The 12855-nt window shown below is 41.0% G+C and carries 14 protein-coding genes and 1 tRNA gene; 3 read left to right on the top strand and 12 right to left on the bottom strand.

Annotated elements, in window-relative coordinates:
* Positions 1-152: 152 nt before the first annotated feature.
* From ACM0OS_RS25790 to ACM0OS_RS25825, 8 genes are all read right to left on the bottom strand, one after another.
* On the bottom strand, positions 153-602 hold the full coding sequence (locus tag ACM0OS_RS25790) for a hypothetical protein (protein WP_414546028.1): 450 nt from the start codon (positions 600-602) through the stop codon (positions 153-155).
* Positions 603-723: 121 nt separating this feature from the next.
* Positions 724-963: a hypothetical protein gene (locus ACM0OS_RS25795; protein ID WP_414546029.1), complete on the bottom strand. Its 240-nt coding sequence runs from the start codon at positions 961-963 to the stop codon at positions 724-726.
* A gap of 158 nt (positions 964-1121) precedes the next feature.
* The gene (locus tag ACM0OS_RS25800; protein ID WP_414546030.1) at positions 1122-1442 is read right to left on the bottom strand and encodes an AAA family ATPase; all 321 of its coding nucleotides are present in this window, start codon (positions 1440-1442) and stop codon (positions 1122-1124) included.
* Positions 1427-2404 carry a hypothetical protein gene (locus ACM0OS_RS25805; protein WP_414546031.1) on the bottom strand — a complete coding sequence of 326 codons (978 nt, stop codon included), beginning with the start codon at positions 2402-2404 and terminating at the stop codon, positions 1427-1429. Before ACM0OS_RS25805 ends, ACM0OS_RS25800 begins: the two co-directional genes overlap by 16 nt.
* Positions 2405-2469: 65 nt before the next feature.
* Complete coding sequence (locus ACM0OS_RS25810) at positions 2470-3300, bottom strand: CHAT domain-containing protein (RefSeq protein ID WP_414546032.1); 831 nt, start codon at positions 3298-3300, stop codon at positions 2470-2472.
* 192 nt (positions 3301-3492) lie between these two features.
* Complete coding sequence (locus ACM0OS_RS25815; RefSeq protein WP_414546041.1) at positions 3493-4305, bottom strand: lysostaphin resistance A-like protein; 813 nt, start codon at positions 4303-4305, stop codon at positions 3493-3495.
* 370 nt (positions 4306-4675) lie between these two features.
* The gene (locus tag ACM0OS_RS25820) at positions 4676-5113 is read right to left on the bottom strand and encodes an AbrB family transcriptional regulator (protein ID WP_414546033.1); all 438 of its coding nucleotides are present in this window, start codon (positions 5111-5113) and stop codon (positions 4676-4678) included.
* Positions 5114-5859: 746 nt separating this feature from the next.
* On the bottom strand, positions 5860-6051 hold the full coding sequence (locus ACM0OS_RS25825) for a hypothetical protein (protein WP_414546034.1): 192 nt from the start codon (positions 6049-6051) through the stop codon (positions 5860-5862).
* 609 nt (positions 6052-6660) lie between these two features.
* Between ACM0OS_RS25825 and ACM0OS_RS25830 the strand changes: the two genes are divergently transcribed.
* On the top strand, positions 6661-7737 hold the full coding sequence (locus ACM0OS_RS25830; RefSeq protein ID WP_414546035.1) for a succinate dehydrogenase/fumarate reductase iron-sulfur subunit: 1077 nt from the start codon (positions 6661-6663) through the stop codon (positions 7735-7737).
* An 85-nt stretch (positions 7738-7822) separates the two neighbouring features.
* Here ACM0OS_RS25830 and ACM0OS_RS25835 read toward each other — a convergent pair whose 3' ends face one another.
* From ACM0OS_RS25835 to ACM0OS_RS25845, 3 genes are all read right to left on the bottom strand, one after another.
* Positions 7823-8350 (bottom strand): TolB family protein, encoded by a 528-nt coding sequence (locus ACM0OS_RS25835; RefSeq protein WP_414546036.1) that lies wholly within the window; start codon positions 8348-8350, stop codon positions 7823-7825.
* 135 nt (positions 8351-8485) lie between these two features.
* Positions 8486-9859, bottom strand: a complete 1374-nt coding sequence (locus ACM0OS_RS25840; protein ID WP_414546037.1) for a hemolysin family protein — start codon at positions 9857-9859, stop codon at positions 8486-8488.
* Positions 9860-9969: 110 nt separating this feature from the next.
* Complete coding sequence (locus ACM0OS_RS25845; RefSeq protein ID WP_414546038.1) at positions 9970-10671, bottom strand: hypothetical protein; 702 nt, start codon at positions 10669-10671, stop codon at positions 9970-9972.
* 203 nt (positions 10672-10874) lie between these two features.
* Here ACM0OS_RS25845 and ACM0OS_RS25850 point away from each other — a divergent pair.
* A tRNA-Ile gene (locus tag ACM0OS_RS25850) sits at positions 10875-10947 on the top strand.
* A 106-nt stretch (positions 10948-11053) separates the two neighbouring features.
* On the opposite strand, the gene ACM0OS_RS25855 is transcribed toward ACM0OS_RS25850, so the two are convergent.
* Entirely contained in the window at positions 11054-11494 is a 441-nt protein-coding gene (locus ACM0OS_RS25855) for a hypothetical protein (protein ID WP_414546039.1), read from the bottom strand.
* A 101-nt stretch (positions 11495-11595) separates the two neighbouring features.
* On the opposite strand from ACM0OS_RS25855, the gene pyrE reads away from it, so the two are divergent.
* Entirely contained in the window at positions 11596-12216 is a 621-nt protein-coding gene (gene pyrE, locus ACM0OS_RS25860) for an orotate phosphoribosyltransferase (RefSeq protein ID WP_414546040.1), read from the top strand.
* Positions 12217-12855 lie beyond the last annotated feature (639 nt).

The following is a 12855-nucleotide window of genomic DNA, read 5'->3' on the forward strand; positions in this document are numbered from 1 at the left end:
TTTTCAACTCAGCGTTGCTGAGTCTTTTCTTGCTGCCTAGTCTAAACTCCAGTATTCATTGATCCCCAAGGATAAGCCTGCCTCTCGGAGTTGTGAAAAGAGGTCAAGCAATGGTAATTCTGACTGGGGATTTTTTATGTTCATATTTTTGACTAAAATTGCTTTGGCTCACCATAACGGCGATAATCATCCCAACTCTTCAGCAACACCCCAGGATACAAAAGTTCTGTTTTCAACTTGCTCAAAATATCATCGTCTTCATGATGAGTAAGAATCCGCACCCAATCCATCAATTCGCTAGTGCTAACTTTTTTACCTGCTTCGCCCTTGTCTCGCCGCATCTCTTCGCGTAGTTCCCAAAAGCGGTCAATAATTGCGTCCACCAATTCCAGAGGCGAAACTGGAAAGCGAGCTTTGACTATCTCTATCAACTGCTGACGCTGAGGGAATTTGACATAGTGGAACAAACAGCGACGTAAGAAAGCATCGGGCAAATCTTTCTCATCATTACTAGTAATAAAAATAATCGGTGTTACCTTCGCCTGGATTCTTTTAATGGGACTGTTTTGTTTTACCCCACATTCCGCACCCCCCGGTGTCACAATCGGTAATTTCGTATTTTTGAATTCATTTTAGGATGTTTTTTATACAAAAAGGTCGAAATCTTAGGTGGCGATCGCTAATCCCAAACCCCCAAACGACCATTTTTCGTTGTGTGACAGTTTAGGGTGCGGAAGATGGGTTTACTTCTGTGACTTCAAACCTTTGCTCATCCAGTTCCAGCAGCAGATCATTCGGAAAATCAATGTCAGCCTTGTCCATTTCATCAATCAAAACTACAGTAGGCTGTTTGCTTTGAAAGGCACGTCCTAATGGCCCCCACTCTACGTAAGCATCAGCGTTTTTTGCCTGGACTGCGGCCTCTTTATCTATCCCAGAAGCAGCAAGTTGAGCATCTCGCAACCTGCCAACTGCATCATAGGTATATAGCCCATCTTCCGCACCCTAAACTGTCACACAACGAAAAATGGTCGTTTGGGGGTTTGGGATTAGCGATCGCCACCTAAGATTTCGACCTTTTTGTATAAAAAACATCCTAAAATGAATTCAAAAATACGAAATTACCGATTGTGACACCGGGGGGTGCGGAATGTGGGATATAGTCCATCCCGCGCCCGACTGGTAGATTTGGTGTACCAAGCTTCATAAGGCAAACCTAGCTCATAAGCCACAGCCTGAGCCAATTTAGTCTTGCCACACCCCGGTTCTCCCTTTAGCAGCAAGGGGCGTTCGAGAGCGATCGCTAAATTCACAGCCTCTACTAATTTCTCACTAGGTAGGTAAGGATACAAGATTTGTCCCGTTTGCGGATCTTGTTCCCCTGGCTTCGGCTGCACCTTACCTGTGTATTTCAACCGCTTTCCGTTTACAGTTCTAGCCACCTGGTTTCTTCCTCCTGCCATTTACAGCCACACAAATTAAAAATTTCGGCAAACACACGCTCTGGAACGCCTTCACTTTTTTCGAGAATTGCCTGAACTGTATAGTCAATTTTTTTAGTTACCTGAATTGGTAAAACATCAATTGCAATTTCCATCCAGTTAACTAAAACTCGTTCACATAAGGGATCAATAATTGGTAACCTAATGGGAATATCGGGTTTCCAGATGGGATCAAGTTGCTCTGCAAATCCAAGATTCCAGGTGCTAACACAACCATCTTGGTCAACCAAAAACACCAATAAAAAAAATTCGTTACTTGAGTAAATTTTCTGAGTTGAATTTACTAGGGGCAACCAAAATTCACGAATCAGTTCATGCAGGTAGGTTTCATCGATGCAGTCCAGATCATAAAATACCAGAATGATATGCTGAGTCTTCAATTGAGCCACAACATTTTGGGCAATCTGCTCATAAGATGAGAAATTTTCTACTCCAATCTGACAACCTAAATCTCTCCATAAAGCTGCAATGTCGGTTCTCAATGCCCTACGTGAGAGACGAAATTGTAGGAGGGGAGTAGCGGTACTGTCAGGAATTGTCTGTAATAAACGCTTCAATAGCCAGATTTGACCATGTTCTGGCAATCCATGAACTAAAAATGCTCCTATGCGTTTTTCTGCAATAAATTCTCGAAAGAATCTCACCTGTGCTGTGTAGTTCAGACGAAAAAGTTCACTGTGTATTGGCTCACTTCCGCAAAACCTCTCGATAGTCTGAATCTGATTATGGAGGAGATCGCGCTCTTTCTCAAACTGCTCAATTTCTTTACGTAGCTGAAAAGCTACTGAAGCCCCTGCTTGGATAGCAGCATCAACCCGCAAGCACCCTATCTTCTCGCTTAGTAGATCATACTGGTGTTGAAGTTCTTGCCGTTTTTTCTGTAAGTGCTTAACTGAGGACATCCGTAAATTTTATTATCTAAACTATTTGGGTGCTGGTTCTTCTCAGTGAGAAATTGCTATTTTTATTACAGGCTATTTTCTAGCTGCTCAATCCTTTGAGTAATTTGTGTTCTTTCAGTTTCAGCTTGTTCAATCTGTTTTAACAATTGAAATTTCACGGCAGTACCGGATTCTATCGCTGAATTATGCCGCAGTAGAGCCAATTTCTCGCTCAATAAATCCAACTGTTGCTGGAGGCTATCAATTTCTGCTAAAATTCGCCGCTTTTGTCCAGGAGTTAAACTACTTGACGCTATTGGCTGTACCGCTTGGGAAGACACGGAACTTGGTTTTATATACAGAACTGGTATCAAATGTTCTGGAATGCCTTGCAGTCGAATTTCTACACACCCAAACTTATAAGCTGAATCTATTGTGCGGTTTGCTGCTAATGCTTTGTAGAAACCAACAGCGAAAGCGATCGCGGCTTGATCGCCAATTGCTTGATTCATGCCAATCACAAACGGAATATGTGCTGCGATCGCTTGTGCTTGAGCTTCGGAATAGCAAGCATTCAATACTACACAATTTATTTGATCAGCTACCAGTTCAAATAGTGCTGCTAAAGCATCTGGTTGTACAAGTTGGTACTTTCCCAACAAATCTTCAAAGCAAAGCTCACCTGTACTTTTCCCGTGTCCTGAGAAATGTACAATTTGCGGCTCAATATCGAATATTGCTTGAGTAATATCCCCTGGACGTACAGACTCACGGGACTCTAGGACAAATCTATCTCGCTTTTTTGCTAGTTGCAGCCTCTCACGAATATCTCGCAATTCTTGTCCCAAGCGTAATCGCGCCGCATCGCTTGGATCAGATGTCAAAAACAAAATCTTGATTTGATCATTACTGTTCATTTAGACAACTAACCCCAGGTTTGATTTTTTACCAAGTTAATTTTTACATAAGTTCAAGCCACAATTATCACATTCTTTTTACATATACTCGTCAAATTACTTAATTAAGCTTTTACTATTTATACTATGCCAGTAAAAGCTTTGCTTGATTTATTGATGTTGATTTTGCTATGAACCGAAAATGTCTGGTATTTAAGTGGAAAAATACCTAGAAAGCAACCACAGAATTAATCCAGTTACCAATACACAAATAATTCCCGCCGCCCCAGCTAGGGGTTTTTTATTTTTGCCAGTCAACCAGTCCGACGCTTTACCCGTGTAAGTAATTAGTTCTGCGGTATCTACAGTAGCGATCGCCCAAATTAATGCTGCATGTAGTCCCCACGCTATGCCCAAACTACCGCCATCAGCAATCCTGGCTAACACCAGCATGATTCCCATTAGCCATAATCCAGGGATTTGGGGTATGGTTTCGCGCTGTTCCCAAACCAGGTGTAGTAGAGCAAAAATTAAGCTAGAAAGTGCGGCGGCTGCCCAAATAGGATAGTCACGCTCTAATTCAGTTAACAAAAAACCACGAAAAACTAACTCTTCTATACCGCCAACTAATAACGCTATTAATAAAATTGTTGGCAAGCTAGATGGTATTAACTTGATATTAGACTTTTCTAAATGGCACCAGCCCAGCCAGAATTGGCAGGTAAACATCATCGCTAGACTAATTACTCCCAATCCAAAACCCAGTGCTAAGGAACCCAGCATTGAAAGATTCCCTGCAAAGCCGTAATCTGAGAAAGATTGATCAGTTAGCCAAATAACTCCCCAGAGAACTAGGGGAGCTAATAAGTAAAGTGACACTAATAAGGGTAATTTCTGCTCTGATTGTAAAGGTTTACCGGGTCGCCAATGAAGTACAATCGCTATTATTGTTGCTATTGGTAACCAGCATCCTATCCAGCTAACAAAAAATGCCGCCACTACAACTAATCCTGATGCATCTGCCATCAATGCTCGTAGGGAGTTGATTGATGGTTCCAAGTAATTTATCAAAATAGACACAAAAAAATACGATAGACTTCTTGCTTATTATGCAAAACTCTACTAGAGTCTGTAATTTTTGCAAGGGGTCTAATCGCATTTATATGTAACAAAATTCTTCAACAGAATTGCTAATTGACTGTCAGAGCCAGAATAAGTTTTGTAGAAAAATCTCAAATGTGGAATGTAATAGGCAGACGATTTGAACCACCAAATCATAGATTTAGTGGTGTCTGGAAATCATCTATTGGCCTATCAGTTGCACAGAACGGATGCTAAATTCTGGCGGCTGACTCCTAAATTATTTCTTGTTAACTTATTCCGACGCGCAGTAAATTTACTCTTCGTCTTCCAAATCTTCGTCTGATTCGTCAATGTCTACATCATCTGGGGTTAATTTTTTATCAGTTTCACCGAGTTGAATCAAGTGAATGTGCTTATATCCCAGTCTGATTTCAAACTCATCTCCAGGTTTTAAGTTCATGGCCTTGGTGTAGGTAGCACCAATCACAATTTGACCATTTTGATGAACGCTAACTCTATATGTCGGTTCACGACCACGGCCATCTTTTGGTGCTTCTGGACTGAGAGGAATTCCTCTAGCCGATAGCAAAGCATCATAAAAATCTGTGAGGTTGACGCGAACCTGATTATTTTTAGTAACAGTGTAATAGCCGCATTGCTTGGCTCTTTCTCGACGTGGTAAATTAGAAAGTTCTTTTACCTTAGCAAGCAGTGCTTTTCCAGTTAATGGTGCGGTTGCAGTTTCAGTCATTATGCTCAAGTTTTCCTTACTCTCTCCAAACTGATAAACAATGTTGTCTCATGGCAGTATTTGATTTTTTATCATCTGCACAGAGATACTCACACCCCTAGGGTGAGAAGTAAATTCCTACTGATAGGATGAGCGACAAGTGCCTATATTATGGTTACCCACAACATATTAAATGTCATGGTTGTCACAGGCATTAATTTCGGTGATTTTACGGCACTTTTAACGATTATTCGCCATCAGAAATAATTTTTTTTTCTTTTGGCGCTACTGTAGCAGGGTGACTTACAGCCACTTTTACAACTTGTTAGAGTTCTACTACAAATAAGTCGTAGACCCAATAAATTGTGGGCTTTCTACTTCCAGTGCTTGTCTTTATTGCCCTTGAGTTGTAAGGCTTTCCTTACTCTCCCTCCTAAGCTTAGGACAGCTTAGTATTTGAACAGGGTCTTACGGATATTCACCTTTTATCCTGCCTGTAGAGACATGAAATTTATTGTCTCTACATTACGAATCAACAAAGCAGCATTAGCCGCGCTTATACGGCTATTGATACTGGATTTGTTACTTCGTAATTTTATATTAAATACTAGCATGGACTAATAATAGCAAACTTATTGTTTAGTTTTAAAATTAACTTGCGAGTAAAGTTTTATCTAAATCTCTGGACTTAGGGAGGCAAAAAGCGCTGAGGATTTTCCTTTTGCTTTATTATCCTAGAGAGTATTGCCGCATGACTTTTATAAAAATTAATCTAAAATTAGACGAGCAGTTTTGACAATTGAGTTGAATCCCAGATTTTCGTGATTGAACACAGACAAAAAGTAGCAAGGATTGACTTCGCGGCTGATTGTCATGAGACAAAAAGCGGTAAGGTATTTTAAACGTCTGTCTTGGGGAAGAATAAATTTATCCACATCTTGCAAATACTTTATTGCCATTACCAGATATTTATCATTTATATAGTAATCCGGTTTGATTCTTAAATTTATTTGCGTGTCACCGAACAGGGAACAGTTAAGAAAGCATAATCTGTACTTAGTCTCGTAAACCCAAAGTACAGGCTACGCCAAGAAAAATCAAATAGGAGTCCTACCATAACCAAAAAAATCTGCTTTCATGACTATATGAGGGATTTTCCTAGCAATAGCACTAAATACTATTGACATCAAGATTTATTGAGAAGCATTGGTGCAGTTAGTTAGGTTAGATATATTCACTAAGCAGCAGATCAACCTTAGTCGTTCTCCTGTGATCCACTTACTTGTCCTTGCACCTGCAAACAGGTAAATTGCACACGCAGCCACAATTACTTTTTTTGGCGTTTGGGTTTGAATATTCAGACTAATCTCTGCTACCGGGCTTCTTCAAAACAAATTTTAATGGTTATCCTTAAACTAGAATCAGTTGCTCTTTTATCGTCAGCCTATTAATACCTGGTTCTGAATTAAGGGCAACAACAGTATATTTAGCCCAATTTTTGCAATCATCTGCCTTAACTCAAGGTTTCTCAGGCTGGTGATGCAATTTTAAGTCTTTGGTTGGTAGTAATGGAAATTCTATTTAAGATCATTCGGCAGCAACAAAATTCCGCTCCTGTTGTAAAAACTTATCTGTTAGATGCAGAACCTGGCAATACAATCTTGGACTGCCTTAATCAAATTAAGTGGGAACAAGATGGAACGCTGGCATTTCGCAAAAATTGTCGAAATACCATTTGTGGTAGCTGTGCTATGCGAATCAATGGGCGTTCGGCTTTAGCTTGTAAAGAAAATGTTGGCAGTGAACTTGCCAGATTGAAACAAATATCTGCTACGACAAATCAGGCAAAGACTATTTCGGAAATTACAATAGCTCCTTTAGGTAATATGCCTGTGATTAAAGATTTAGTCGTAGATATGAGCAGTTTTTGGGATAATTTAGAGGCTGTAGCTCCTTATGTGAGTACAGCAGCACGACAAGTCCCCGAAAGAGAGTTTTTACAAACCCCATTAGAGCGATCGCGCCTCGATCAGACTGGCAATTGTATCATGTGTGGTGCTTGCTACTCTGAATGCAATGCCCGTGAAGTTAATTCAGATTTTGTCGGGCCTCACGCCTTAGCCAAGGCTTATCGCATGGTCGCCGACTCTCGTGATAATGAAACTGAAAATCGCTTAGAAAATTACAACGAAGGTACTAAAGGAGTATGGGGTTGTACCCGTTGTTTTTACTGTGATTCAGTTTGCCCAATGGAAGTAGCACCATTAGAGCAAATCACTAAAATTAAACAAGAAATTCTCGACCGCAAACAAGCCGACGATAGTCGCTCAATTCGCCATCGCAAAGTATTAATAGAGTTAGTCAAAGAAGGTGGTTGGATCGATGAACGTAAATTTGGCATCCAAGTAGTGGGTAACTACTTTCGAGACTTGAAGGGATTACTCAGTCTTGCACCCCTGGGCTTGCGGATGATAGCCAGGGGTAAATTCCCATTATCCTTTGAATCGTCCCAAGGAACTCAACAAGTGCGATCGCTCATTGAATCTGTGCAGGCTGAGGAGATGGGGGGTAAGGGGGCAGGGGGACAGGGGGGCAGGGAGCAGGGGGGAAAGAAAAATATCAATCTCAATAAATTGGGGAATTGATTTTCTGGAAGTCCATAAGGAGATGGGGGATGATTATGGTACAAGTCCAGCTTATCCCTGTCTCTTCTTCTCTAGTCTCTAGCCCCTAACGCGGATCTTGGAGAATATTCAATGGTTGCCCAGAACGCTCATAAACTAAAACATCCCATTGCCCATTGTTACTATACTCAAAAGCAATCCTGCTACCATCAGCGTTAATAGTAGGGTGGCGAACTTCTGCTTGCAGGTTACCAGTTAAATTTCTGGATTGGCGTGTTTCTCGGTCATAGAGAAAAATAGTTGAACGGCCTTGACGACTAGCGGTAAAAACAACATAACGACCGTTTTCAGCCACACTAGGATGAGAGGCAATGGTATCTAAAGAATTTAAACCTGGTAAATCAACCAAACTACGTGTCAGTGTATCAAACATATAGACATCTTGGCTGCCCCGGCGATCGCTTGTAAACACAATATACCTACCGGAAATTTGGGGATTAAGTTCTGAAGCCAGACTGTTAAGACCGCGACCACCAGGATCAAAAGGATAATTAACTAGGCGGGGGTAGCCAACACAGCCACCTAAAAAACTCACACTAGTAAACACAAGTATAAAAATAGTTCTATTGGTCATTAGTCATTAGCCCTTCGGCTACGCTCAGGGTAAATCAATGGTCATTAGTCCATGTCAAGAGGCTAACAACTAATAATTAATCACAAATAATACATACTTTTCTCGCCATCTCCCTCATTTCCCCCATATTCTTGATCACTCCGCCTCCAAGCGTCGCACCTGAATTTGATGCAGGCGTGGGCCGACGGCTGATGTTATGGTAAATTCGAGATTTTCATAGTGAAATATTTCACCTTTGGTGGGAATTTTCTGTAATTGGTACAGCACAAAACCTCCTAAGGTCTGATATTCCTTGGTTAGAGGCAAATTGAGATGCAAAACTTCATTGAGGTCTTCTAGGTTAATCTGGGCTTGCACTAAAAAAGTCTGCTTATCTAACATCTCAATCAGCAAGTCATCACTGTTATCAGGTTCGCCAGCGTTGCCGATAATTTCTGCAATCACATCCTGGATGGTTACCAATCCCACAGTGCCACCAAATTCGTTAACTACTATCACCATTGCGGGTTTCTCTTGCTGCATCATTGGTAAGAGTTCACTCAAAGGCGTGTGTTCTGGTACAAACCGGGCAGGACGCATCCAAGGTTGGATATGTGCTTCTGGAGTCAGTTTTCCCATGGCCAATGGTTGTGCCAAGTCTCGAAAATACACTATGCCGCGAATATCGTCTAAAGATTCGCCAATGATGGGATAACGTGAGTGACCAGCAGTGATCATTTCTTGAAGTAAGGTCTGAAAAGTGGCATCTTTGGACAAAGCTACAATGCCAGTACGGGGAATCATCACATCTTGGGCCATTACATCGCCAAACTCAAACACATTGTTGAGCAATTCTCGCTCTGACAGTTGTAAACCAGTAGATTCTCGTTCCGTAGAAATAATTAGTTGTAATTCTTCAGGAGTCACAGGCGATCGCCAACTTTGTCCAGTGTATTCGATGCCAAAAAGCCGCAACAGAAAACTGGTTGATTGGTTAAGAACCCAGATGAAGGGGCTGAAAAAGCGCATGATTGCTTTTACCGAGGGGCCCAAAAATCTTGCTAGATCCTCTGAGTAAAGCATCGCTACTGATTTAGGACATAGTTCACCTAAAACAATTTGTAGATAGGTAATCAAGAAAAAGGCGATGGGTATTGATAGGGAATGAGCGATTAAATTACTCATCCCTGTAGGTAAAGGCCAAGATTTTAGCCATAGCTCCACCAGTACGGCAATGGAACTTTCGCCAATCCATCCTAGGGCTAAACTAGAAAGGGTAATACCCAACTGAGTTGTAGATAATAGTCTTTCGATACTACGTTGTAGTCCTTCAACAGCGATCGCCGGAATATCACCCGCTTGCACCAGCTGATGGATGCGCGATCGCCTGACATTCACCATAGAAAACTCTGCCGTCACAAAAAAAGCATTGATAGCAATCAGCAACAGCACTGATAACAATCGCAGCCCCACATCCGTCCAAATTAAATTAGAAAAACCACTCACAGCCAAAGTTCGTGTAAAACTCACGCTCCTATTTTGGGCATGGAAGAAAGGCAGGGGTGTAGGGAGTGGGGTTTAAAAGAAACCTGTAGAAAAAAAGCAGGCGTTTCTCCCTCATCTTCCCATCCCCAAACTACCTACCTTTCTACAGGAACATCCAACACCTCTAGCTTCAGTTTCTGAGCGGGATAATCTGTCAAAGAGAGGGATATCTTATTCACATCATCCAGTAAAGCTGTGGGAATGATCACTGTGCCAGAAACTACTGGGCCATTTGCAGGTAATTCATCTGGTAAACCCTCTGTACTGGCACTCAAGGTTCGTCCTTTTTCGTCGCTAACATCCAAAAAACTATACAAGAAACGCACAGAATCAGCACCTTTATTCTGCATATTCACTCTCATGAGTAAATCACCACCAGAGTAACGGACAGATTGCACCGCAAAAGTTACGCCCTCACTTTCAGCAGTCACAGGAAAACCAGGTGAGAGTTTTTCTGGCACCACTACTGGAGGTTGTTCTTGGGGCTTTTGCCTACTGCTATTAGTTTCTTCATCATCTTCCTCTAGCTTTTCTGATTTAGCAGCCTTGGTCTTACCTTCAATCCGAGCCTTAACAATTTTTAATATTTCGTCTTCTTTCAATAATGCTACCCCTAACTGTTGAGAGCCATTTGTCCGACTGCTAGGAAATTTGCTGGTAGGGCGACCATCTGGTGTGGTTACACCTTTGAGTGCCGCACTCCCCATCTCGAAACCCAAAAGCGCACTCACAGAACCTGCTCCCAGCATCAGGACTAACAAAATTAAAGTCAGAAGTACAGTGGAATTTATTTTCATCGCTGACAAGCTATTGCAAAAAAATGCTGGTCTATTTTAAGCGTATTGAATATTAAAAGCATTGAGGCTTTGTACCTCAATCTTTAAAAGAACTTAATTAATACTAGTCTGCACCATTTCCCAGAAAACATGTTGTATAAAATCTCATAAAATTTATTTGAGTCTACACAAGACTGTAAAATTACGCTATAGTTTATATTCGACCAGGGTTGGCCGAGCGGTTGAGGCAGCGAACTCATAATTCGCCCAAGGCAGGTTCAACTCCTGCACCCTGGATTATTTGAGTGCTGAGAGCTGAGGACAAAATACTCGTCCCTATTAATTTACGGACAAACTTGGACTGCCGCCTTTTGGTAATAGTCCCCAACACCCAGCACTTTTTTTATCGTTGTGACATATTTTCAAATCTGAACTCAGTCCCGACTCTGAGTTGATTAGCATTCAAGCGGGGAGACATTAGTAAAGATGTACCGTAAGGATTTGGTAAATCGGGAGTACGAAGATAAGGGTCATTGCTTACCTGCTGTTGCAGGACATCACGATAAAGAGTGTTAACCAACTCAGCATCGCGGGCAATTTCATTTTCGGGGAAGGAATTACGAAAACCAGAACCAGAACCTAGTATTGAGTCTAGCTGCCGTTTGGGGGTAGTATTTTCGTAGAAGTTGCGATCATGTCTAAAAAAAGCTCGCTCAAAGACATCATTTGTGGTTTCATAATTGGGTGTTTCTGTTTCTGTTTGAGCAACAACAACAGAAGGAAAAGCTACACTAGCAGCTAGCAAAACTAATAAACCACCAAAGGTTGGAAATTTTATACTCATCTTCTGTACTCCTCAGTTTTTAGGCAAATCTTCATTTATGCTTAAATTCAGAACTCTCATAAGTTCAACCTTTGGTGTAACATAAGTTTGCATGTTTTGTAATGACGTATACTACTGAAACCTTTACCCAATCAGATATTTGTGCAGCTACTACTGATTTAGAAACCCTGCGCCACAAGCTACTAAACTTATTTTGTCAACTCGCTTATCAAGAAGGTGATTTTGTTCTATCTTCTGGTCAAAGTAGTTCTTACTACATCAATGGTAAGCAGGTAACTCTTCATCCCCAAGGCGCTTTAGCCATTGGGCGCATTATTTTATCCCTGTTACCTACAGATACCCAAGCTGTTGCTGGTTTAACATTGGGTGCTGATCCTATTGTGTCAGCGGTAAGTGTAGTTTCTGCGTATGAAAATCGCCCCATACCAGCGCTAATTATTCGTAAAGAAGCCAAAGGACATGGAACCAAGGCTTATATTGAAGGGCCAAATTTGCCGATAGGTGCAAAAGTCATAGTTTTGGAAGATGTCGTCACTACCGGACAATCTGCCATGAAAGCTGTAGAGCGGCTAAGAGATGCTGGTTATACAGTTGATACAGTAATTTCACTAGTAGACAGACTACAAGGTGGATCTGAATTTTATCAGTCAGTAGGGTTAAACTTTCAAGCAGTGTTCACAATTAAGGATATTCAGGAACGGTATCGAGAACTAGGTAATTAATTTGATCTCAAAGCGATCGCCATACTCTGTACGAGCGATCGCACTTTGTTGGTACTTTCATGATAGGCGATCGCCAGAGGCGGGGCTTTGCCCATCACGCATTTTTCTCAAATTCAAATATAAATTAAGCAATAAAACCTGTATAGAATAATCACAATTAACATTGAAAATGTTAGTTAAGAAAAGAGGTGATTTATTAACTTTATACCGATCAATAAAGATGTTTATGTTTAATAACTTATGTAAATTATGAATCTAATAAATCTAACAAGCTTGGGTGTTCGGGATTGATATAAGATTTATGGATTTTGGGCTTGTCAAATTCACATTCTGCGAGTTTACCCTTTTGCTGTCCGTATCTTGCTCTAATAGGTCTTGCTATCAACCGAGTTTGTCTTATTTCTAATAGCCCTGTAAAACAAAACCATGAAAGCATTCTGCTAGTATAATCCTTTAAAGATGATGGATCGATATCAGGATATATATTTTGCAATAATTCTTTGAAATCATCATCCCAAATGTATTGATCTGGTCGAAGCTTTTCATAAATTTCTTTGAGAACAATGTGATCCTCTATTTGTTCAGCTAGTAGTCTGTCAAAAATTAATTGACGGATAAAGGCGCTTCAGTTTAATCCGG

It is taken from the genome of Nostoc sp. CCY0012, from assembly GCF_963920855.1.
Taxonomy (GTDB): Bacteria; Cyanobacteriota; Cyanobacteriia; order Cyanobacteriales; family Nostocaceae; genus Cyanocohniella.